Annotated in this window: 17 protein-coding genes and 1 pseudogene; 8 read left to right on the forward strand and 10 right to left on the reverse strand. The window is 69.1% G+C overall.

Annotated features, from left to right (window positions below; genetic code table 11):
- The first annotated feature begins 707 nt into the window (after positions 1 to 707).
- Entirely contained in the window at positions 708 to 3218 is a 2511-nt protein-coding gene (locus ACZ4UV_RS48380; RefSeq protein ID WP_467848380.1) for a helicase associated domain-containing protein, read from the forward strand.
- A gap of 76 nt (positions 3219 to 3294) precedes the next feature.
- Here the strand turns inward: ACZ4UV_RS48380 and ACZ4UV_RS48385 are convergent, their stop codons facing one another.
- Together ACZ4UV_RS48385 and ACZ4UV_RS48390 are read right to left on the reverse strand one after the other, a co-directional pair.
- Positions 3295 to 4485, reverse strand: coding sequence for a hypothetical protein (locus ACZ4UV_RS48385; protein ID WP_467848383.1), 1191 nt, complete (start codon positions 4483 to 4485; stop codon positions 3295 to 3297).
- Between the two features lie 367 nt (positions 4486 to 4852).
- On the reverse strand, positions 4853 to 5884 hold the full coding sequence (locus ACZ4UV_RS48390; protein WP_467848386.1) for a YaaC family protein: 1032 nt from the start codon (positions 5882 to 5884) through the stop codon (positions 4853 to 4855).
- 528 nt (positions 5885 to 6412) lie between these two features.
- Between ACZ4UV_RS48390 and ACZ4UV_RS48395 the strand changes: the two genes are divergently transcribed.
- Complete coding sequence (locus ACZ4UV_RS48395) at positions 6413 to 7081, forward strand: replication-relaxation family protein (protein ID WP_467848388.1); 669 nt, start codon at positions 6413 to 6415, stop codon at positions 7079 to 7081.
- Here ACZ4UV_RS48395 and ACZ4UV_RS48400 read toward each other — a convergent pair whose 3' ends face one another.
- The 5 genes from ACZ4UV_RS48400 to ACZ4UV_RS48420 form a co-directional block, all read right to left on the reverse strand.
- Positions 7082 to 7999: an IS3 family transposase gene (locus ACZ4UV_RS48400; protein ID WP_451022862.1), complete on the reverse strand. Its 918-nt coding sequence runs from the start codon at positions 7997 to 7999 to the stop codon at positions 7082 to 7084.
- The gene (locus tag ACZ4UV_RS48405) at positions 7996 to 8304 is read right to left on the reverse strand and encodes a transposase (protein ID WP_467848392.1); all 309 of its coding nucleotides are present in this window, start codon (positions 8302 to 8304) and stop codon (positions 7996 to 7998) included. Before ACZ4UV_RS48405 ends, ACZ4UV_RS48400 begins: the two co-directional genes overlap by 4 nt.
- Positions 8305 to 8759: 455 nt before the next feature.
- Positions 8760 to 9305 carry a P-loop NTPase family protein gene (locus ACZ4UV_RS48410; RefSeq protein WP_467848395.1) on the reverse strand — a complete coding sequence of 182 codons (546 nt, stop codon included), beginning with the start codon at positions 9303 to 9305 and terminating at the stop codon, positions 8760 to 8762.
- 320 nt (positions 9306 to 9625) lie between these two features.
- Positions 9626 to 10519 carry a WD40 repeat domain-containing protein gene (locus ACZ4UV_RS48415; RefSeq protein ID WP_467848398.1) on the reverse strand — a complete coding sequence of 298 codons (894 nt, stop codon included), beginning with the start codon at positions 10517 to 10519 and terminating at the stop codon, positions 9626 to 9628.
- Positions 10408 to 13530 carry an nSTAND1 domain-containing NTPase gene (locus ACZ4UV_RS48420; protein WP_467848402.1) on the reverse strand — a complete coding sequence of 1041 codons (3123 nt, stop codon included), beginning with the start codon at positions 13528 to 13530 and terminating at the stop codon, positions 10408 to 10410. Before ACZ4UV_RS48420 ends, ACZ4UV_RS48415 begins: the two co-directional genes overlap by 112 nt.
- A 116-nt stretch (positions 13531 to 13646) precedes the next feature.
- Here ACZ4UV_RS48420 and ACZ4UV_RS48425 point away from each other — a divergent pair, with 116 nt between their 5' ends.
- From ACZ4UV_RS48425 to ACZ4UV_RS48440, 4 genes are all read left to right on the forward strand, one after another.
- A complete protein-coding gene (locus tag ACZ4UV_RS48425) occupies positions 13647 to 14210 on the forward strand; it encodes a hypothetical protein (protein WP_451016481.1) in 564 nt (187 codons plus the stop codon).
- 240 nt (positions 14211 to 14450) lie between these two features.
- Complete coding sequence (locus ACZ4UV_RS48430) at positions 14451 to 14831, forward strand: peptidoglycan-binding domain-containing protein (RefSeq protein WP_467848408.1); 381 nt, start codon at positions 14451 to 14453, stop codon at positions 14829 to 14831.
- 272 nt (positions 14832 to 15103) lie between these two features.
- Complete coding sequence (locus tag ACZ4UV_RS48435) at positions 15104 to 16012, forward strand: peptidoglycan-binding protein (RefSeq protein ID WP_467848413.1); 909 nt, start codon at positions 15104 to 15106, stop codon at positions 16010 to 16012.
- A 171-nt stretch (positions 16013 to 16183) separates the two neighbouring features.
- Positions 16184 to 16417 (forward strand): hypothetical protein, encoded by a 234-nt coding sequence (locus ACZ4UV_RS48440; protein ID WP_451016478.1) that lies wholly within the window; start codon positions 16184 to 16186, stop codon positions 16415 to 16417.
- Positions 16418 to 17008: 591 nt separating this feature from the next.
- Here the strand turns inward: ACZ4UV_RS48440 and ACZ4UV_RS48445 are convergent.
- Entirely contained in the window at positions 17009 to 17854 is an 846-nt protein-coding gene (locus tag ACZ4UV_RS48445; protein WP_451016476.1) for a hypothetical protein, read from the reverse strand.
- Between the two features lie 2 nt (positions 17855 to 17856).
- A pseudogene (locus ACZ4UV_RS48450) lies at positions 17857 to 19099 on the reverse strand (IS3 family transposase).
- A 40-nt stretch (positions 19100 to 19139) separates the two neighbouring features.
- On the opposite strand from ACZ4UV_RS48450, the gene ACZ4UV_RS48455 reads away from it, so the two are divergent.
- Both ACZ4UV_RS48455 and ACZ4UV_RS48460 read left to right on the forward strand, forming a co-directional pair.
- A complete protein-coding gene (locus ACZ4UV_RS48455) occupies positions 19140 to 20066 on the forward strand; it encodes an alanine racemase (protein ID WP_467848420.1) in 927 nt (308 codons plus the stop codon).
- A gap of 310 nt (positions 20067 to 20376) precedes the next feature.
- Positions 20377 to 20664 (forward strand): hypothetical protein, encoded by a 288-nt coding sequence (locus ACZ4UV_RS48460; protein WP_451016473.1) that lies wholly within the window; start codon positions 20377 to 20379, stop codon positions 20662 to 20664.
- 219 nt (positions 20665 to 20883) lie between these two features.
- On the opposite strand, the gene ACZ4UV_RS48465 is transcribed toward ACZ4UV_RS48460, so the two are convergent.
- Positions 20884 to 22026: a hypothetical protein gene (locus ACZ4UV_RS48465; protein ID WP_451016472.1), complete on the reverse strand. Its 1143-nt coding sequence runs from the start codon at positions 22024 to 22026 to the stop codon at positions 20884 to 20886.
- Between the last annotated feature and the right edge of the window lie 497 nt (positions 22027 to 22523).

Consider the following 22523-nt stretch of genomic DNA (forward strand, 5'->3'; position numbering starts at 1 on the left):
CCCCGCGGAGCGGGTCCCTTCGGGCTTCGCCCGAAGCAAGCGAACCACCGCGCTGCGCGCGGTGGTTGCGCTCCCGCTCCGCGTGAGCGCCAGCCGGGGCACTGCGTGCCCCGGCATCAACTCGCCTGCTTCGCACGCGAGTTGGGCCCGCGCCGCTGCGCGCCACGAGCCACGGCCGCGATGCGGCCGGCCCCCGTCCGTGCCCGGAACGGGCCTCCGCTGCGCTCCAGCCCCAACACTCCCGGTCCCGCTGGGGAACTGGCAGGAAAAGCGGCAACGAACGGGGGCGGGAATGGGGGCTCGGGACGGATCGGGGAATCCGGAGAGGGTGACGGAGAGTCAGGGTGGCATGGAAGTGCTGGGTTGCGGGTGGACTTGAAACCACGATCGCGTGACCTCCCGTCAGGGCTGCTTCCCGGCTCGATAGGGGCAGACTAACAGGATCGCGCCACGTTCGGGGGATTTTCTCTCTTGCCTCTGCTTCATTTTGAAGCACGAGATAGACTCTGGACTCAGAGCGCACCACTATTGGAACGCTCGGAGGCTTATGGAGATCCATTCAGGACCCTTGTGGGTGCTTCGGTAAGGCAGAGTAGCCAACCAGCCGAGCCACTCCCACCGTAGCTCTTGTGGCGCTTCTACGTGCAGATTTCCTGTTTCTCATCGCTCGAATCGACCGGACGTAACTCAGGAGAAAGCAGACAGGAATGTCGACCACGAACCGCGCAGATCAGCGCGAGGCAGCCCAGCGAGAAGCCATTGACGCTGTCCTTCGCGCCCTTGAACTGCCTGCAAGATCGCTGGTGCCGGAGCGGGGTCTGCGGACACAGGTGATCATGGCGACCGGGTCCGGGAAGACCCGGGTGGCGGTCCGCAGCGCGGAAGAGCTCCACGCGGGCCGTGTGCTGGTCCTCGTGCCCTCCCTGGATCTGCTCGCCCAGACCGAGGCCTCATGGCGCGAGGGCGGCCGCAGGGGCCCGATGATCGGGGTCTCCTCCCTGCGGGGTGAGGAGGTGTCCTTCCCCAACACCACGGACGTGGACGAGCTGGTGGAGTGGACGAGGGGCTTGGAGAAGGTCACCGTGTACGCCACGTACGCCAGCCTCGGTCTGGGCACGCTGGAGCGGGCGCACGCCGCCGGCCTTTCGGCGTGGGACTTGATCGTGGTCGATGAGGCGCACAGGACTTCGGGCCGGATCGGCAAGCCGTGGGCGGTCGTTCACGACAACCTGCGGATCCCGTCCCTGCGGCGGCTGTACATGACGGCCACGCCCCGGCTGTGGCAGCTGGACGAGGACCAGGAGCAGGGTGCGCCGGGTGAGCTGGTGGCGAGCATGGAAGACGACCCGGACGGGCCGTTCGGTGCGCGCTGCTACACGCTGACGCTGTCGGAGGCGATCGACCGGGGGATCTGTGCGCCATACCAGGTGGTGTGCGTGGACATCACCGACACGCAGTTCCAGGCCGCGCTGCTGCTGGGTGCCGAGGGCCGGTCGGACGAGATGCGCGGGGCCCGGCTCGCCGCGCTCCAGACCGCCCTGGTGAAGGCCTCAGCCGAGGAAGCCTTCAAGCGCACGCTCGTGTTCCACCACGTCATCAAGGAGGCCGAAGCGTTCTCGGCCGGGGTCCCGGATGTCGCGGCGCAGCTGCACGCCGCTGATCCGGAGTTGTATCCGGCGACGGTGTGGGCGGACTGGCTGTGTGGCGATCACAAGGCGATCCACCGCCGGCGGGTGCTCGGGGAGTTCTCCTCCCAGATCGCCACGGACGGCACGGTGGTGGAGAAGGCGTTCCTCAGCTCCGTGAAGGTGTTGGGTGAGGGCGTCGACACCCGCAACTGCGACTCCGTGTACTTCGCGGACGTGCGCGGCTCGATGCCGGATCTGGTCCAGGCGGTGGGCCGGGCGCTGCGGATGCAGCCTGGCGAGGGCAAGATGGCCTCCCTGGTGGTGCCGGTGCTGCTGGCGCCCGGGGAGACGGCGGACAACATGCTCACCAGCCGGGCGTTCGGTGGGCTGGCGAAGCTGCTGGAGGCGCTCAGGGCGCACGACACCCGCATCGTCGAACAACTGGCCCAACAGCAGGCCCCGAGCCGCTACAAGCCCGTCCAGAAGGATGCCAAGGGCAAGGAGAAGGGCGGCGGGGGCGGGGACGGTGGGCCGTCCGCGTCGGCGAAGGCGTTGTTGAAGTTCTCCACGCCGCGTGACCCGGCGCAGCTGGCTGCGTTCATCAACCTGCGGGTCCTCAACCCCGAGCACGAGCACTGGCGGCGTGGCGTCGAGGCTTCCGTGCTGTATGCGCGCGAGGTCGGCGATCTGAAGGTGCCTTTCACGTACCGGGTGCCGACGGGGCCCGAGGCGGTGGAGGCGGGGTGGCCGGCCTCGCTGGCCGACTTCCCGCTGGGGCAGTGGATCGCCGATGCCCGCCGCTTCTACGCCCGCGGCGACATGGACGAGGACCGCGTCCAGCAGCTGGAGAAGCTCGGCATGATCTGGTCGCACTTCGACGTCGCATGGGAGGAGGGCCTGGCCGCCGCCCGCGGTTGGGCTGCCGAGAACGGGCACCTCCTGGCGCCGCTGGACGCCACCTACCAGGGCGCGAAGGTGGGCATCTGGCTCAAGAACGCCCGGGCCGCAGCGCGGAAGGCGATGGACATCGAACAGCGGCGTGCCGAGGGCCTCCCCGTCGGGTCGTCGGCCGGCGCGCTGTCAGACGACCGGCGCGAGCAACTGGAGGAGATCGACCCCTCATGGTGCCCCACGTGGCCGGTGGAGTGGCAGCGGGCCTTCCACCTCACTCGGCTGCACCTGGACGGCGGCGAGCTGCCGACCGAGCTGGGCGGCGTCATGCGCCAGGGCGAGGACCTCGGGCGGTGGGTGCAGGCGCAGCGGCTGGGCTGGGAGAAGCTGACGACCGTACAGCAGTGGATGCTGGAGCAGGTCCTCGGAATCACACCCGCCACCGAGGACGAGAAGCCCAAGCCGCGCCGTACGCAGGCCGACAAGTGGGCCGCCAACCTGGCCGCCGCGAAGCAGTTCTACGAGCGCGAGGGGCACCTTCGAGTACCGAGGAAGCACGTCGAACGGATCATCGGCGAGGACCAGGAGGAGCGGGAGCTCCGGCTCGGGGCGTGGGTCGGCAACCAGCGCAGCCGGGCCGCGGCGCTCTCGCCAGAGCGGCTGGAGCAGCTGTCCGCGATCGGAATGCGGTGGACGTAGTCCAACACGTCCCGAGAAGGAGCGAGGTGAGTGCAGAGACGGCTGTAGCAGGCAGACTCGCGCTCCCTCTCCCGTACTACTGGTCTACGGCACTCTGGCTCTCGCGATCGGCGTGCCGCTTCCACGGGTAGCTGTCCCAGCCCGCATCCAAGATCGTATTGCATCCGAGGTTCCTGCCGATGAGAGCAGCGTTGAGGGAGTACGTCGATGCCAGAGGATCTTGCTGGCGTTCGCGGAGGAGTTGGCTTACGGACATGTCCCTCAGCGTTACAAGGTGCTCCAGTTCTGTGGCACTGCATACGGTCACGGGTATGTTCGTGGCCTGCTGCATCTCCTTCTGGAAGGGGGCGTTGGCGGTGTGGATGGGCTCCATGGTCACGACGAGACCGTGTATGGGCCGGTCTGCGGGGATGTGCGTGAAGCTCGGACTCCTGTCGGTGATCAGTGCTGCTGTGGTTTCCAGCTGCTTGTAGGCGTGCTTGATCTGGCGCAGGGCTGCGCTGGTGCGGTCCAGCGCGCCAAGACGTAGCTGTTGGGTAGGGCGGGTGGACTTCACTTCTACGAGCAGGACCAGGTCCTCGAAGATGACAATCCAGTCGGCGCTGCGTCGCTCGTCCCGGTAGATGACCTCGGGGTACACCTCGGCATCAGCGAGTTGGCCAAGTTGGCGTCCTACGTACTGCTCGAAGAGGTGCCCGAGTTCCTTGGCGAAGTCGTTCCCGAAGTGGTCGATGCCTGTGTAGTACAGACCGAGAGGGCTTTCTTTGGGGATGACCAAGTGGGATGAGGGGGCGAGGTAGCCCGCGCCGAAGCCGGACAAGAAGGGGCGGCCTCGTAGTGGGTTGTACTCAAAGCGGCGTAGGTGGGGGTCCCGGCTCAACCGACGCTGTTCGTTCTCGGCCTTGAATGTCTTGAGATCGATGACGAAGTGACGCTCAGTTACGTCTCGTATGGTGCGCGCAGGAATGATGGAGCAGATCTGCTCCATCTGGGGCTGGCTCAGCCACGCGGGATCAAAGCGCCCTGCGTTCCGCAGCGTGGCCACCTGCAGAAGCTGGGTGACGCCAACGTAGTCGGACAGGGAGCAGCCGAGAAGCTCTTCGTCCCACCCGTCGACGAGGCATGTGGGGGTGTGGGCAGGCGGCGTCTGACCAAACAAGGCGGCTGTCCGAGCGAGATCGTTGAAGCCGGACTCCTGGTAGGTGAACTGTTCGCCCGAGGTGCGCAGTAGCCAGCTGGGCGACGGATTCGGCACTGGCGTTGTCACGGACCATCGGATCGGTCAGTGACGCGTACGCGGCAAGCATGACCAGCAGGTCGTTCCCGGTGCAGTTGCCGTCCCCGCGGTACTCGTTCCCGTAGGCGAGGCTGGTGCGCGCGACATCGGCGAGAGCCCACGGCGTGTACTTGCGGTATGGGCTGTTCCACCATGTGTCGCTGTGCCAGCGGGCTGAGGCGGCGGCGATGACGGGCAGGAGGGCGCTGGGGCGCTGCTGCCTGACTCGTTGTACGTATTCGTGATCCGTGACCAGCCGGTCGTAGAGGGATGCCGCCATGGTTCAGGCATGGCTGGCTGGGTGGAGCGATGTCGCTGGAATTTTGCTCCTCCTTGCGGCTTGTCGAGGAAGAACCGATCACGTGCTCACCTCGGTGATGGCGTCCGCGATCAGGACGGGCAGGTGGTTGATCGCGCGTTCCAGGAGCCGCTCGATCGGGACCGCGTGCCGGCTGTTGTCGACGCTGATGAGCGTGCCCCAGACCGCAGGTTGGTAGCGAGCGAGCATGGACAGCGCGTACAGCACGGCCCACCAGGCCATCAGCGGGTGCAGTTCCTGCTTCATCGAGCCCAGGACCGGCAGGAAGTACCGGCCCCCGGCGTAGCTGCGGGTCATAGCCCGCAGGTGGGCCTGCCGTTCAGCCATGGTCGCCATTCCGTCGAATCCCGTGCCCACGCCCTCGGGCATCAGCCAGTTCATCGACAGTTGGCCCCCGCCGTGGTCGTAACGGACGTAGTTCGGAAGCGCCGCTGCCCCAGTCACGTAGCTCTCGTGCTGGGCGACAACCGGGTACGCGGTCAGAAAGTCGGCCAGTGCCTCACGAGTACCGGCCTTGACGACTCGGTCGGGAATGTTGCACACGAAGACGCTGAGCAGGGAGTGGTCGCCTTCGTCGACGCTGCCCTCGCTTGTGTACAGCGGGGTGAGCCGGTCCCTGGTAGTGAGCGGGTAGCGGAGGTTCGGCGGCAGCAGGTCCCAGACATCTTCCAGGCGCAGCGGATCCATCTCCCACACGGGTGAGTCGAGGACCTCGCTGACCTTCACGAAGCTGCCCTGGGTGCCGGGCGGGTCGGTGCGGATCTCGATCTCGGAGAAGGGCAGGTGGAACCCCGTGGTCTTGATCCCGTGGGTGTCGAGGCGCCAGTCCTCACCCTTGAGGGACCAGGCGGTGGCCGTGATGGCGCGCCCGGCCTGGCTGAGGCCGTAGAAGGCCAGGACCGGGCTCGTGGCGGGGCCCACGACGGAAGCGGCGTGGAACAGCTGTTGAGCCTGTTCCAGGGCTGCCGAGTACGTCTTGCGGCGGGAGCCGGTGTCGGCTCTGGCCGGTGGATCGGAGCGGCTGGCCCGCAGCCGCTCCCACGCCTCATCGGCGTTGAGATCGCTGGGCATGACCGGGACGCTACCCGCTGCCGAGTTGACTGCGCGGTTGAATTTTCCGCTCACGTCCGGGGCGCAGATCCAGGGGAAGGAGGAGACACTGCCGTCGTTCTCCTCTGGCCACCAGTCGGTGATGCGCGGCTTCGCCGGCGTCGCGCGCGGCGCGTCGGCGCGCGCGAGGAACGCCAGCGGCGCCCGATTCCCCTCGCCCGCCGCACGTGGCCTGTCCCACCCACTTCTCTTTTCTTCCTGCTGTGGGGCGTGGACTCGGGGGCGTAGAGGGGATGTGGGCTTCCCGACCACGGCCGAACCCGTATGGTGACCTGCGGATTCACGGACGGGTGCGACAGCGCGTGCGGACGGTTATCGGCCGGGTTGTCGGCGGGGATGTGGGCCTGGTCCACGGAGGTGTTGTCGCTCCGTGGCCGTGGTCGGGCCTTCGTGGTCGGGGTTCTGGTCGGGGCCGGCTGCTGCTGTGCCCGATACGCGCGGCGCCGGGCAGGACGGCGTCGCACCGTACGGGAAGCGAGCAGATCCGTGATGATCGGCGTGGACGCGGGCAGCGGGGACCGGCTGGCGTTGGGTGTGCTGGCGCAGTACCGGATGGCGACCGCTAGGCAGATGCACCGGGTGATCGCGCCCGGAGTGCGCATCGAGCAGACCCGGCGGCGGCTGGCCCGGCTGCGCGTGGAGGGGCTGGTCGGCCGCATCACCCTGCCGCAGGCTGGTCGGACCCGGGCCGGGTTCCCGACCTCGTACGGCGTGCGGCTCGCCTCGGAGTGGCCCGAGCTGTGCGGGCGCCGGCCCTCCCGGACCATCTCCGATCCGACCGCTGTGCGGTTGAAGGCCGGCCACACGCTGACCGTGACCGAGACCGCGCTCGTCTTCCTCGAGGACGCCCGCCGCCGCGGCGATGTGTGCCAGCCGCTGGACTGGATCCCCGAGGTCCACCATGCGATCGGGGGCGGCGAGGCCGTCATCCCCGACGCCCTCCTGTACTACCGGCGCAGCCCCGCCGACGATGGCAACGGGTCGATGCTGCGGGCGTTCGTGGAAGTCGACCGGGCCACCATGGGTCCCGAACGCCTCGCCGCCAAACTGGCCGCGTACGAGCGCCTCTACCGCTACGTGCCCGTGGTTCCGGGGCGCCGGCCGACCTTCCAGGAACCGGCGGTTGATGAGGTTCCCCCGTCATGCGGGAGGTGCTGATCAGCTGGTCAGCAGGGGTTGATGGGTGTTCAGATTCGTTGGTTCGGCCGTCGCCTGCTCGGCGTAGTGCTTCTCCTCGAACTCGATCGGGCTGAGGAAGCCGAGCCGTCCCTGGGTGCGGCGGGAGTTATAGAAGCCGTCGATGTATTCGAAGAGCGCGAGGTTGGCCTCGGCCCTCGTGGTGAAGGTGCGGCCGCGGATGCATTCGGTTTTGACGAGCATCCAGAGGTTCTCCGCGAGGGCGTTGCCGTACGAGTCCCCGACGGACCCCATGGACGCCTCAACTCCCGCTCGCATCAGCCGAGTTGTGAGCTTGATGGATGTGTACTGACAGCCGTGGTCGGCGTGATGGATGAGCTGGCCGGGCTCGACCTCACGGGACGCGAGCGCGTACTCCAGCGCGGTCAGGACCAGATCGGCGTCCGCGCGGGCAGAGGTCTCCCACGCGACCACCCGGCGGGAGAAGGCGTCCCGGATCGCCGAGAGCCACAACGGTCCCTCGCCGGTGGAGACCATCGTCAGGTCGGTGACCCACAGCCGGTTCGGCGCCGGTGCGGTGAAGTCCCGGTTCACCAGGTCCGGGGCGAGGCTGGCCTTGGGATCGCGGCGCGTGAAGCCCTTCCGACGCGGGCTGATCCCCGCGATGTCGGCCTCGCGCATCAGCCGCTCGACCCGCTTGCGGCCCACGTGTGTGCCCTCGCGCTTGAGGACGGCGTGCACGCGCGGCGAGCCGTAATTGCCGCCGGACTCCGCGTGGATCTCCTTGATCCTCTCGGTCAGCTCGACGTCGCGGCGCCGTCGTTCGCACGGCTCCTTCTCCGCGCGGCGCCAGCGGTAGTAGGTGGAGGAGGCGATGTGCAGTTCCCGCAGGACGCACTCGACTCCCAGGCGGGGATGCTCGTCAACGAGCGCCGTCACCTGGGCCGGGTCGGGTCGAGCTGCGCCGCGAAAAAAGCAGACGCCGTCCGCAGCACGTCGTTGGCTCGCTTGAGCTGGGCGTTCTCCTTGCGCAGCGCCACCAGCTCGGCCCGTTCGTCGGTGGTGAGCCGGTCGTCGCGCTCGCCGGCATCGGCCTCGGCCTGCCGGATCCAGCCGCGCAGGGCCTCGGGGTGCACACCGAGGTCGACGGCCAGCTTCTTGATCTGTGGCTTCGGGTCGGCGGTCCGGTACATCCGCACCGCACGCTCACGCAACTCCAGCGAGTACTTTCTGGGGGCGGCCATGGTCGATGTTCCTCTCATGAGAACCATCTGCCCCTCTGTCAACACACTCCGCATCTCGGGGGAACCTCATGAGGAGTGGCGGCGGCGCCACCCGCTCTTCCCGCGTCTCCTGTTCGTCCTGGACGGCACCGGGCCCGCCGGTGCTGAGAACAGGATCAGTGCCCTGCGCGCCGGGGCCCGGCTGCTGGCGCCCTTCCGCTTCCCGTACGACGTCCCGGTGCTCGCCGCGCCGCTGGCCGACCTGCTTCACCATGGCCCCTCCGCATCCGTATGGGCGGGCCGTCCACGACCCCGACAAGCGAGTTCCCTGGACCTGGCGTGCGGATCGCAGGCATAAGCCGCCGATCAGCCGTGGTCGGGGTGAACGCGCCCCGGCCGCACCCGTGGTCGGGAGCGCGGACTGGGCGTGACTGATGACGCCGAATGAGCGCAGTTTCTGTCGCGACGGGGCTCAGTCAGCGGTCCACGGCGGGCTGGTGGGCCAGGCCGGTGTCGCGCATGATGCGGTCGAGGGTCTCGTGCAGTGTGCTGTCGGCGCCGATGACGGTCTCGGCGCCGCCGGGCAGGAGATCGCGTGACCGGTACCAGTCGCGCAGCTGCGTCTCGCTGACGGCGTCGGCGATCGGCTTGGTGGCGTGCCGGGTGAGGGTTTCTCCGAACGGGACGTCCAGGTAGTAGCCATGGGCCGGGCCGCGGTGGCCGGCGCGCAGCTGGTTAAGCATGTCGCCGTAGTGGTCGGTGTAGAGGATGCCTTCGACGACGACGTGGAATCCGGCGTCCAGGACGTAGCGTGCGGTCAGGTCGATCAGGCCGATGTTCGCGGCGCCGGGCCGGTCGCGTTCGCGGAGCACGATGCAGCGGAGGTTGTCCTGAGCGATCACGGCCAGGCCGCGGCCGAACCGCTCGCGCAGGCCGGCCGCGACGGACGACTTGCCCGAGGCGCTGTTGCCGCGCAGGACGGCCAGCCGGGTTTCTTCGGTGCCCACCATCACGGCGGTCACGTAATCGACGGCCTGTGACAGCGCCGGCGGTGTTCCGGGGCGGCGTCGGCGCAGACGCCCGGACGGGTGACTCTCTCCCTCGCGTACGTGGGCGCGGATCTAAGCTTAAAAGTCCAACTTGCCTAGATTTGAAGAACTCTTGACAGCTTTTCAGGTGTTCTGTCACGGTCACGCTCGCCCGCTCCGGGTGGACCACGAAAAAGGAAGATCCCCATGACCCGACGCACCGAGTGCAGCGAGAGCCAGGCGACAGGACGTCTCCGGGTGCCGATCACGGCCTTCATCGCGGATCCCCATCAGCCGCAATCCACAGTGCGTCGTCACGGGCATGGCGGTGAATAGTGCAGCGTGCCCACGTATTGCCGCCACTGCTTCCGTGTCAGACTCGGCGCGGCGGCGGTGCAGATCCGCTGGATGGCTCTGTCGGCGTCGGTCTCCCAGAAGAGGGTTGCGCTCTGACCGCCGGTGACCAAGGTGTGGCCGTCGGGACTGAACGCCAGCACATGAACGCCATTGGTAGCGACTCGCACGGGGTTGGTCAGAGGCCTGAGGCGGTGGCCGGTGATGTCCCATAGCCGCCAGGTGTCGTCATCGGCAGCTGTGGCCAGCACGTGGCTGTCAGGGCTGAACGCCGCGGTCACAGCGGTGGTCCCGAGAGCGGCTCCGACGTCCCGGGGGTGCGCGGGGTCGCGTAGGTCCCACAATCTGACGTGACTGCCGTCCTCGGCATTGCCCATGGCGAGAAGGCGGCCGTCAGGGCTGAAGACCGGGCTGTCCCCCTCGAAGGAGCGGCCGATCCGCCGCGGGTGCGCGGGGTCACCCAGGTCCCACAGGCTCGCCCTGCCGGTGTCGCTGGCCACCGCCAGCATGTGCCCGTGAGGGCTGAACGCAAGGTGGTCGATGATGCCGTCCGAAGGGGTGGAGGGAAAGCCGGGGAGGCGCCGCGGGTGCGCCAGGTCATGCAGATCCCACAGGTGCACCGGGTAACCTGCGCCGTCATCGAGGTTGCCGGTGACAGCAGCCAGTGTGTGACCGTCAGAGCTGAATGCGAGCGTGGCGATGCCTGTGGGGGCGAGCAGCGATGCGGTCAGGGGGGCGGGGGTCAGGGGGGCGGTGACGTCCCAGAGACGTAGCGTGCCGTCCTCGGTCGCCGTTGCCAGTACCGGGCCGGCTGGGCTGAAGGCCAGCGCCTCGCTGTGGCCCTGCGAGACCATGGCAGCGTTGTTGGCCCGTCGGGGATCGTGGGATCGCGCATGTCCCACAGCCGGGGGTTGTAGTCCTCACCTTGTGTGATCAGCACTTGTCCGTCGGGGCTGAAGACCACGTCGGAACTGCCGGAATAGTCAGTCAGCTTGGTGAACGGCAGAGTCCAGATCTGAAGCTTGTCGCCGTTGCCCACGACCAGATGCCGTCCGTCGGGGTCGAGTGCCATCGAGAACGCCTTTTGCCTCGAGTGGCCGAGGGGGCGAACCAACAGGACAGGGTCCGCAGGGTCGGTGATGTTCCACAGGCGGACGGCGTCCTCCTGGGCGAGAGCGAGGATCTTGCCGTCGGGGCTGAACATCGCGTCCGTGCTGGTGGCGTCGTCTGACAGGGGGGTATCGATTCGGTGGGCGTTCGACGGGTTGCGCACGTTCCAGAGGGCAACTTTGTCGGTATCGCTCACGGTGGCCAGGGTGCCTCCATCAGGACTGAACGCGATCGACACGGCGTCGCTGCTGAACCGATGGCCTACGCGCCGGGGGCGGTCCGGATGGCGGGTGTCCCACAGCCGCAGGGTGAAGTCGTCGTCCGCGGCTGCCAGGAGGTGCCCACGGGGGCTGAACGCCACGATGGTCCCCGGCAGGGGACGGCCCATCATCCGCGGGCGTGCAGGGTCGCGGATGTCCCACAATCGGACCATGTCGTCATCGGTTGCGGTGGCCAGGGCATGCCCGTCGGGGCTGAACGTCAGGGCCACGGTCCCGACACCGCGGGCGGTGTCGAAGGGGGAGCCCAGCAGCCGGGGCCGAGCGGGATCAGTGACGTCCCACAACCAAGCGGCGTTCGTATCGCCCTGGGCGGCAGTGGCTAGGAGGTGCCCGCGGAGGCTGAACGCCATGGTCGTACCCGGCAGGGCGCGGCCCACGCGTTGCAGGTGGGCGGGGTCGCGAGCATCCCATAACCGGATCCTGTCATCGGATCCCACCGAGCCCAGGACCTGGCCGTCAGGGCTGTAGCCCACCTCGTAGACGGCGGCGCCGGCACCATGAACGGTACTGGACAAGGGAGTGGTGGCGGCGCTGATCAATCGCGTGTACGTCTGCGGTGATCGGCGCAGGCGGTAGGCGGTGATGTCGAGCTGTGCGGCCAGCGACACATCCTGGCTTTCCGGGGGCACCTCCGTACCGCGTAGTTGGTCGGCTTCGACGGTGATCTGACGGGATACGGCGGTGTCGCGTTGCTTGTGGGCCGTGGTGCGCTGCTGGAACGCGGTGACGGCAGCGCCTACGGCGATCAGGGCCAGGACCGACAGGGCTGCGATGAGCGACTGCAGCCGCCGCGTAGTACGGGCGGCTGCGCGCTGGTCACGCAGGCGTGCGTCGACGCTGGCGGCCAGGAAGGCATGCTCCAGCTCGGTGAGGTAGCGGCTGTGATCGGCGGCGGGGAAAGCTTCCTCGGCTGCGGCAAGGCGGGTGCCGCGGTACAGGGCACCGGAGTCGCGGCCCACATCGTCCCAGCCGGTGGCCGCGGCCGTGAGCTGCCGGTGCAGGCGCAGGCGGTCGCGTCCGGCGTCGATCCAGCCACGCAGGCGGGGCCAGGCGGTGATGAGGGCTTCGTGGGCGAGGTCCACGACGCCGTCGTCGAGGGTGAGCAGCCTTGCGCGGGTGAGGCGCTCCAGGACGGTGATGGCATCGTTCGGGTCGCCCAGTTCGAGTTCGGCGCGCGGGGTGGGGCGTCGGGTGTCGGCAGTACCGTCGCCGGGCGTGATCAGGCGGAGCATGATGCGCCGGGCAAGGTCGGCCTGAGCAGCGGTAAGGGCAGTGTAGAGGTCTTCTGCGGTGCGGGCGATGGCGCCGTGCAAGCCGCCGGCCGCCTCGTAGGTTTCGACGGTGAGAGCGCGGCCCTTGCGGCGGCGCCAGGTCTCCCGCAGGGCGTGGGACATCATCGGCAGCGCGCCGGGTTCGCCGTCGACCTCGTCAAGAATCCGTGTTGTCAGGGCGCGCTCCACGATCGTCCCCCGGCTCTGAGCGGGTTTGACGATGGCCTCACGCAGCTCGTCGCGGCTCATCGGCCCGGCCAGCACGGTGCCGTCCTGCAACGCAGCCGTCAGTCCAGGATGTTCCGCGCAGCGGCCGAGGAAGTCAGCGCGTACGGCGATGACGACGCGCAGCCTGCTGGTGGGGTCACCGGCTGTGAGGAGGCAGTCGATGAACTCGTTGCGTTCGCCCTGGTCGGCACAGAGAGTGTAGAGCTCTTCGAACTGGTCGACGATCAGCCAGGTCTCGCCGTCGGCGTCCTTCGGTATCAGGCGTTGCTCGTGGGTGCGCAGGGGATGTTCGCCCGGGGTGAGGACGCGCAGCGCGACCGGCTGCGGACCGGTCGGGTCCGGGGTACGCAGACGGGGGATGAGGCCGGCGCGCAGCAGAGAGGATTTGCCGCTGCCCGAGGAGCCGAAGACGGCGGTGAAGCGGCGGGCGCGGGTCAGTTCGAGAAGACGGTCAGCGAGCTCGTCGCGGCCGAAGAACAGTTCGGCGTCGCCGGGTTCGAAACGGGCCAGGCCTCGGTAGGGGGGCTCATTGTTCTCGTCGTCGGTACGTGGCTCGGCCGCCACTTCCGCGGCCGCTTGACGCCACCGCGCCTCCCACTCATCCGGGTCGCCGCCGCAGGCCTGGACGTAGGCCAGCACCACCGGCAGCGTCGGCAGCCGCTCCCCTGCGGCCGCCTGCGACAGCGTGCTCGCCCCCTGACCGGTGCGTTGCGCCATCGCCCGATACGTCGGACTGCCGGCCCGCGCGCGGAGCCTGCGTAATTCGGCAGCGAACCGTGTCACCGGCCCGTCACTCGGATCCAGCGGGCTCTCCCGACGTCCAGGCATCAATCGACCTCCACCCCCAGCCCGCCTCCCCCGTGGACGCGGCGCAATGGTCCCGCACGCTACAAACGCCCGCGGCACAAGGGCAAACCAGAGGGCCCTGTTTCGCCAGCGGGCGACCGCTGCGCCTGTGACCTGCGATGCGGTCATTGATCAGAGTGGCGTCTCCGGCTGCCCATTCAATCTCCCGACGGGAAAAGTCGCAGTCGCACGGCAACGGGCCGGCCACCTGCGGCCTGCCCGGCCGAGGAGAAAGGAAGCGGAGTATGAACGTGCACAAGCGGCTCGCGCTCGCGGCAGCAACTGCAGCGCTGGGGGCCGGGCTGATGGGAACCGCGTCGGCGCAGGCGGTTCAGGCCCACAGCCCAGCGGTTCAGGCGGCGTCCGGATTCCAGAACTGGTCGTGCGGCTACAACCACGGCAAGGGCCTGGAGCCCCGTCCTCTCTCGCATGCCACCACTGACCACAAGCTCACCGTGGGACCGACGCTGGTCGAGCTGCGGAACGCCAAGTCGCATGGCATCTGGTTCGCCTGGGCCCGTGTGAACGCCGGTATCGACGCCGCAACCGAGCCCGGCACCCAGGTCTGGTTCGACTGGTCCGACGACCACGGCCGCACCTACCACGCGTGCGGCAGCCCGTACCACAAGGTGATGCTGGACGCCGGCGTGGTCCAGCGCGAGAACGGCCCCAACTTCCAGGCACACACCCAGGCGGTCAACTGGATCCGGGGACGCTGGGTGAGGGCCTGCGGCGCCTATTGGCGCATGCACTCCAACGGCGTCCCGTACGTGGCGAAGAGCGCCTGCTCCAAGTGGTACGCCAGCTAGCACGCAAGTAGGCGAGGCGGCGCAGCGGACGCAGGGATCCTCGCGCCCGCACCACCACACCAGGTGCCTCAGCCACGTCGAGTCCGGCCCCGCGGGCTTCCTGCACGGAATTCGCACGCCTCCCAGCGGAGGTCACGGTCCGCCCGCGTCACGCGGCTGGCCCATCAGCACCCACATGACGCCACACAAGTCACCTGCACCGGCACGCACCAGTAACTCATCAGAAAAGAGACTGCTCGAATGCGTATGTATCGCATCGGCAAGGCAGCGGGAATCACCGCCGCGACCGCGCTTCTGACGATCGGCACCATCAGCCAGGCTGCGGCGTCCCAGACCGCGCGGAACATCGGCGACGGATACCGCAACAACAAGCACGCAGTGTGGTGCGTGCAGCACTTGGTCAACGACGTCGCGAAGCGCTACGGACACGGCCGCCCCGTGGCCGAGGACGGCCTGTGGGGGCCGAAGACCAAGAAGCGGGTCAAGTGGTACCAGGGCTTTGACGGCTTCCGCCGGGACGGCATCGTCGGCAAGGAGACCGGCGGCTGGCTCCTGTTTGACGGCGACTCGTACTACGGCGACCGCAACTACTGCTACAAGTACGTCCCCTCCCGGTTTTGACCCTTATGGGCTCACACCCGTCCGCTGTCCCGCCGTAGTGGGGGGACGCAAAGGGCGCAGCGGTCTTCGCGGCGCGCTGGTAACGGCAACGATCGCCATGCCCTGGCGACACCACAAACTGCGCCCGCAGGTCAGCAGGTGCGGGACCGGTGCCGCGAGGGCTGGCCGGCAGTTCCCCAGCGCCGCGGCCCAGGCGGCCGGGTTGCCTCTGCGGCACCACCGCCACGCCTGCGAGACATCACCGAAACGACGACATTGATTTGGAGTTCCCCATGACATTCGCTGTACGGCCTCGCCATCGCAAAGGCACCGCGGCGCTGGGCGTCCTGACCGCCGCGGTCGCGGCGACCGGCATGCTGATCACCACGCCGAGCCCGGCCGTGGCAACGACCACCTCCGACGTGAGGCTGGCGCAGACCGACCTCAACGGCCTGGCCTACAGCGCCGGGGCGGCCGACGGCATCCCCGGCGCCCGGACCAAGGCGGCCACCGAGTCCTTCCAGAGCGACCGCTGCCTGTCCGTGGACGGCATGATCGGCCCGCAGACCCTCGGCGGCCTGAAGAGCGTGGTGAAGCAAGTCCAGGCCAAGGCCGAGGTCGCGGCGGACGGAGCGTACGGCTCCGGCACCGCAGGTGCGGTGCAGCGGTACCAACGTGCCCACCACCTCAGCGCGGACGGCATCGCCGGACCGGACACCATGAAGTCGATGGGCATCACCCGCGTGGTGCCCGGATGCCACACAACCAGCGCGCTCCGCACCAAGGTTGTACGGATCGCCAAGAGCCAGATCGGGGTGACCGAGAGCGGGGGCAAGTGTGTCCCGGGCAAGCCGTACAGCATCTGCGCCGACTGGTGCGCGGCCTTCGCCACCTGGGTGTGGCGCGACGCCGGCATACGTATTCCATTCATGAAGTCCGTGCCCAGCGTCTACGACTGGGCGGTCGCCCACGGCAAGTGGGTGGGCACCAGCCGACTGTCCACCGCACGGCCGGGTGACCTGATCATCTTCGGCCGTGCCGGCTACCGCTACCACATCGGCGTTGTCGACCATGTCAGCGGCCACACCGTCCGGGTGATCTCCGGCAACACCGCCAACCCCAACGGCTCCGGCCGGATCGGTGTCTACGACAAGACCTACACACTGTCCAGCTCGGTCTTCTACGGCCTGGTCCGTCCCTAGTCCAGGGCCCCGTGGTGACGGGCGGCCCTCACGGCCGCCCGCCACCTCCGATCCCGCAGTGACTGAGGTCTTTCAGCGGGGCCACTGATCGGGTGACGGAACAGCCTTTCAGATGTTCCGTCACGGTCTTGTCCGCCCGGTCCGGGCGGGCCGCCAGAGAGGAAGATCCTCATGACACGACGCACCGAGTGCAGCGAGAGCCAGGCCGCCGGACGTCTCCGGGTGCCGATCACGGCCCTCCGGTGGGCGCGGCACACCGGCCTCGTCCCGGCCCCCGATGTCTCCTCCTCCCAGTGGTCGCAGACCGCCATGGAGGCGATGGACGCGGACGCGATCCGGGCCGCGCTCCCCCGCGAGCCGATCGCGGGCAGCGTCGCCGCGGACCGGCCCGCGCCGAAGCACTGAGTACGCCGAACCCGACCGCCACCGGCGAGCGGGCGAACGTGACCACGTTCGTGGTCCGCCGGCTCATCGCTGGGAGCAGCGTCGGGAAAGGCCGGCGCTCCCCTCTCGCCGCCCTGGTGAAGGCCAAGCAGCAGGAGAAGGAGGCGGCCGCGGTGTGAGCGGGCGCCACCCGTGTGGGTAATGACAGACGGGCGGTCCGGCGAGACGCTCAGCAGAAAGTCGAGAACACCACAGCCCAGTTCAGGGCCCGGTCGCGTAGCGCGGCCGGGCTCGCGCCGTGCGGCGGCGCGGCTGTACCGCAGCAGCTGTGCCGCCCGGGCCGCCTGCTAGCTGTGCGGGAGTGCGTCAGCAGGCGGCCGAGGCCTGTCGCCCTATCGGGCGGGCACGCTGTCTGCGCAGATGCGGTCGATGAGCGCTTCCATGCCATTCAGCCCTGCGTCCAGGCCGAGTTGCTGCACCCAGTTGTCGACCTGCTCGCGGCGTTCGGATCCATCCGCAGGTCCAAGGCGGGGTTCGCGATGAAGAACCCACCATGCGATCCGCCTGAGCCTTCCGGTACTGGAACCAGTCCTTCGGGACGGAGGAGGCTGACTACGGCGTCGCCGGTGACGAGGTGCAGCTGCCGGGGCTGGGAGACGAGCACCTCTTCGACATCGGTGAGGTCGGCCAGGGCGCCAACGACGGCGGGGTCGACAATCGTGCCCAGGATGCCTTCCAGGAGGACACACAAGTCCGGCACAGGGTAGAGGCAGTCGAACTTGTGAGTCTCAAGGGCTGCGCGAACCCGCGCATGCGGGAGATCACGTCGATCTGCACCTGCGCGACGCCACGACTGGCGGCATGGGCGTCGGGAAGCATGACAGTCACCACGGCCTCCACCGGAAATCCCGCCGGTTCCTTGCTGCCGGCGTGCCAGGCAAGTCGGGCCCCGCGGGACCGGTTGAACCCGGCTCGCCGGAAGGGATGGAAGCCGTCGAACGCACCATGGCAGATGCCCGGCAGGGCGCGCGGAAGGGGGGAGTTGTTCAGTGCCTGCGTGAGCGTGGCGAGGGCGCGTTCTGACAGGGGGCGCCACGCCGCTGCCTCGCCGATCGGCACGTTGATGCCGGTGCGAAAGATGAAGTCAGCGGTCCGGGAGCCGTCGTTGTCCTGCGGGATCTGCGAGGACGTGACGTGCTGCCCCACGGGCACGGCGTCAGCCAGGCGGTCCTCGCGTGCGAGGGCCAGGAGGCAGTCGCGGTCGGCCGAGGCGTTGCGGCCGCTCAGCCGGATCGGCGCTTTCATGTCCATCAGGAGCGGGCGAGGGGCAGCGCTGGGATCGACCTTGATGACGATCACGCTCCGGCCAGAGCCGTCGTCCAGCGGAACCAGGATGAACTTAGGCTCCCATGGCGGGTCGAACTTCTCGTAGCAGCCGCTGACGATCTGATCGAGCACGCTCAGCGCGTCGACGCCGGGCCCCGACCCGGAATCTCGGACACGGGCCATGCGGCTTGGGCCAGGGTAGTTGGTGTTGTGTCGAGTGCCGTCTCGTAGGCGATGGGACTGCGTTGTCCGAGGTAGGAGTGCCGACATCGGGTGTCGTAGCGGTTGAGCCAGCCGAACGCGTCCAGGCGGGCCTCGCGTTCACCGGGCCAGGTCTCGCGGCCCTGGAGCCTCTCGCGTTTGAAGGTTGCGTTGAAGGACTCGGCGAGTGCGCTGTCCGCGCTGGAACCGATCGCGCTCATGGACTGGCGGATACCGGCCTTGCGGCAGGCATCGGCGAAGGCCCGGCTGGTGTACTGGGCTCCGTGGTCGGTGTGCATGATCACTCCAGTGAGGCTGCCACGGATCCGTTCGGCGGCGGCCAGGACGTCGGTGACGAGATCGGTGCGCAGGGGGTCCGCGATCGCCCAGCCGGCCAGGCGGCGTGAGGCGAGGTCGATGACAATGGCCAAATACAGGAACTTCCCGCCGTCCAGCGGGAGATAGGTGATGTCGCCAACGTACTTCGTGTTCGGCTCGCTCGCCGTGAAGTCGCGGCCGATCAGGTCCGGGGCCATCGCCGAGGCCGGGTCCGCGACAGTGGTGCGGTGCCTGCGACGCAGCCACACGCCCGCCAGGCCGATGCTCCGCATCACCCGCGCGATCCGCTTGTGGTTGACGCGCTCACCCTCGTCACGGAATTCGGCGGTGATCCGGGAGACGCCGTAGGTACCGCCTGATTCGTGGTGACACGCCCGTATCCGGGTGGCAAGGCGGACGTCGGCCGCCGCCGGGCGGCCCGGTCCGCGGCTGTCCGACGCCAGTAGTAGAAACTGCAGCGGGCGATGCCCAGAATGGTGCACAGCCGCTTCACGCCGTAGCGGCGGCGGTCGGCAACGAACTGGAAGCGGTTCACCAGCGCGTCTCCCCGGCGAAACACTACGCTGCCTTACGCAGGATCTCGCATTCCTCCTCCAGCTCCCGGACCCTCCTACGCACAGCAGCGTTCTCCGCCTCCAGTAGCGTCGCCGGCTCGGCGGATACCACTGCCCGACAACCCTGCGGCCGGCTCACGCCGGCCGCCCTGACCCAGTTCCGCAAAGTCTCGGGGTTGATTCCCAGATCGGCAGCGACCTGACAGATCGTCGCCCCGGGCCGCGACTGGTACAGCGCGACCGCGTCCGCCTTGAACTGCCGCGGATAGTTCTTCATGACCACAAGATATCCGTTCTCAGATCCTCAGGACCCAGCGTCTCGCGTGTCCAGGATCAGAGGTCAAGGCCCGCCTACGATCGGCGAGGCCGAGGCGTTTGCCCGGGTCGGCATGGATGACCTGTTCATCGCTTACCCCGTGTGGCTCGATGCCGACAAGACACAGCGGCTGCGCCGGTTGGCGGATGATGTTGCCCTGAGGGTCGGCGTTGAGTCGGTCGACGGAGCGCGGCGGCTGGGCGAGGCCCTTCGTGGCAGCGTCCGGCGGGTCGAGGTGCTCGTTGAGGTCGACAGCGGGAGCCACCGGACGGGAGTGCGGCCTCACGCTGCCGGTGAGGTCGGGAAGGTTGCCGCCGACGCGGGACTGGATGTTGTGGGCGTGTTCACGTTCCCGGGACACGGCTATGGGCACGACGCGCAGGCGCGCGAGCGCGCCGCACGCGATGAGGAGCGCACGCTGGGCGAGGCTGCGCAGGTGCTGCGGGACCTGGGTCTCGACGTCCGTGTGGTCAGCGGCGGATCGACTCCGACGGTGGGACAGTGGCAGCCGGGCGCGGTGAACGAGTTGCGGCCCGGCGTCTATGTCTTCAACGACGCCACTCAGTTAGCCATCGGCACCTGTGGTGTGGAGGATCTGGCACTGGTCGCCGCGGCGACGGTGATCAGCGTTCCCGCCCCTGACCGCTTTGTACTGGACGTCGAGGGCAAGGTCCTCGGTTCCGATCGGTTGTCCTGGGTGACAGGCCACGGCTATCTGCCCCGGTTCCCGCAGGGGACCATCACCGGGTTGTGGGAGCACCATGCGGTGGTCCGGCTTCAGGACGGGGTGCGGGGACCGCGACTTGGGTCGGTGGTCGCCGTCGTCCCCAACCACGTCTGCACGCCGGTGAATCTCGCCGATGAGCTGCTGGTCGACCAAGACCGTGAGGTGGTCGACCGCTGGCCAGTAACGGCACGAGGCGCCAATACGTGAGGATCGCTTCAGGCCGAGAGCCGGCGATAGCAGATCAGCGTTGCGGCTATCCCGGCGAAGGCGAGGAAGTGTTCGGCAAGATGATCCTGCTCCAGTGACACTCTGAGACGCCCCAAGATCTCTGGCGTGTGGACAGGTGCCCAGCCGTGGCAGGATGGCCTCATGTTGATCCGAAAGGGCGATGCCGCGTAGGCGTCCCAAGGCCGTCCGCACAGAGCGGTGGCGGCCACGATGGCAGTATCCGGTCCTGAGAGTCCACGGTGTCTCCGCGCGGACTCGTGCAGCGATCCGCCAGGTCGAAGACCAGGAGATGTGGCCCAACGCGGTCGCGCATGCGCTCTCTCGCTTCGAGCGGGCTTTCAAGCAGCCTGGACGATACCTGAACGCCTCCGAGGCCTATTCGCCCGGGATAGAGGTGGAAGACGCCCGTGATGACCTGGAACGGGCGATGCTGCACCTTCCTCCCGGAGCCAGACGGGACTTGGGGCGACTGATCATGCGCATCGATGAGGAGTTCGAGCGTCGTACCTTGCCAGAACCCAACAACATCGAGTTGGCGATGTTCGGCTGGTGGTGGACCAGAATGCGGGAACGCTGACGGGCCCGGGCTCGTACCCCCTGCAATCGAACGACACCGTCACCCTCCGCGACCGCTCCCCAAGATCTGTGCCAGAGCCCCGTTCTCGTGAACAAAGCCAGACGACCCGATCGGGGCAGCGGGGCCGCCGTAAAAGCACTGCTTCTGCGCCGTCGGCTCCGCGTACCGCGGTGGAACCCCTGCGGGCCCTGCAGGACCTGCCTGCCGCCGTACGAGGGTTCAGGCTCGGGCGGCGTCGACGTCACCGGAGTTGACCAGCGCCTCCCTCAACGCCCGGAGTGCTGCGGAGTGTTCGTCTGCGGGCCGGAGTGCGGCGGCGTTCAGGAGGGCGCGGGCGGACCGTCGTACGGCGGCGTCCCGCCATGTCCCGGCGGGGTGGGTGACCAGCTGCGCTGCCAGCAGGAGCGCGTCCTCGCTGCCGGGGTGGCGGGCGGCGCGGTCGGCGACGAGGTCCGCGTCGGTCAGGGCCGGGGTGTGCTCGGCGCTCGCCCGCGTCAGCGACAGCCACAGGTCCTCGTCGAGGCCGGCGTCCGCGAAGCCGCCCGCGCCGGCGAGCGCCCCGGGCGGCAGGCCGGCGGTGAGCGCGGCGCGCCACAGCCCGGCCGCCGCGGCCAGCCGTGCGCCGATGTCGGGTGGGACGGGACCGTTGGCGCGCGGGGTGAGCGAGGCGATCGCGGCCAGCAGCCGGCCCACCGCGTCAGCTCCCCCGGCGCTGGCGGCCAACTCGGCCCAGAAGACGGCTGGATCGCCCAGGACGGCGGGGTCGGCCAGGAGCGCGGCCGCCGTGTGGCGAGCGGCATCGGGCGCGAGCCTGGCAGTGTCTCCTAGGGCGCCGAGGAGCTCGGCGCGGTCCAGGGCTGCGAGGATCTCGCGGTCGTACGGTCCCCACCGTAGCCAGGCGGCGGCCGGCGACGGCCGGCCGGGGACGAGACCGTACAGCGCGGCCCGGTGCTCGGCGGCGAAGGCGGAGGCGTAGCGGTGCAGGACGGGCAGGCGTACCCCGATCGCGGTGGCCACCGCGTCCTGGTCTCCGCGCGCGGCGAGTACGCCGGACACCGCCTTCAGTACGCCGTCGGGCATCTCCCCTCGTGTGCGGGCCTGGTGTCCGGCGTACTCGAGCAGGCACCCCAGCGCCCGCACGGACGGATCCGAGCCGAGCCACAGCGCGGGTGCTCCCGGCCCGCCGTCCGTCGGGCCGGAAGCACCGGCGGGGGTGTCCTGGGCGGCAGCGGGGCGGGCCAGAGAGGCGGCCAGGGTGCGCAGGTGGGCCAGGACGGCCGTCTCCTGGTCGGCGGGAAGGGCGGTGTCGGTGCGCCACACGAGGGTGAGCAGGTCGAACAGCGCCTGGTCGGCGAAGGACACCGCGTCGGACCGACCGCCGGCGTCGTCGGTGCCGGGTGCGGGGTCGGTTTCGTCGAGGCGGCGGCGCAGGCCGAGCGCCGCGGTGACGGCGGCCGTGAGCGCGCTGGAGGGGAGGGCGCCGGGGCGGTCGGCGAGGACGGCGGCCGCGGCGAGGTAGAACGCGCCGAGGTCCGGCCGCTGGAGGGCGGCCAGGATCGCGGGTACGTCGGGGTCCAGGCGGCCGGGTCGGCGGCGACGAGACGGTGCAGGACCATCGCGTAGCCGCCGTCGCCGGCATGCGGCGCCGCGGCCAGCGCGGCGGCAGCCGCCGCCGGCCCCTCCTCGGCAAGGTCCTCGGCGTCCAGCACCGTGGTGGTCCTGACCGGTGCCAGGGCCGGGGCAGTGCGCGGGTCGGGCGGGCCGTCAGGGCGCAGGCGCCTGACCGCCTCCAGTACCGGTTCCCAGCCGGCCAGCAGTTGTGCGGGCAGGACCGGCGACCAGTCCCACACCCGCAGCCA

It is taken from the genome of Streptomyces sp. NPDC028289, assembly GCF_055565975.1.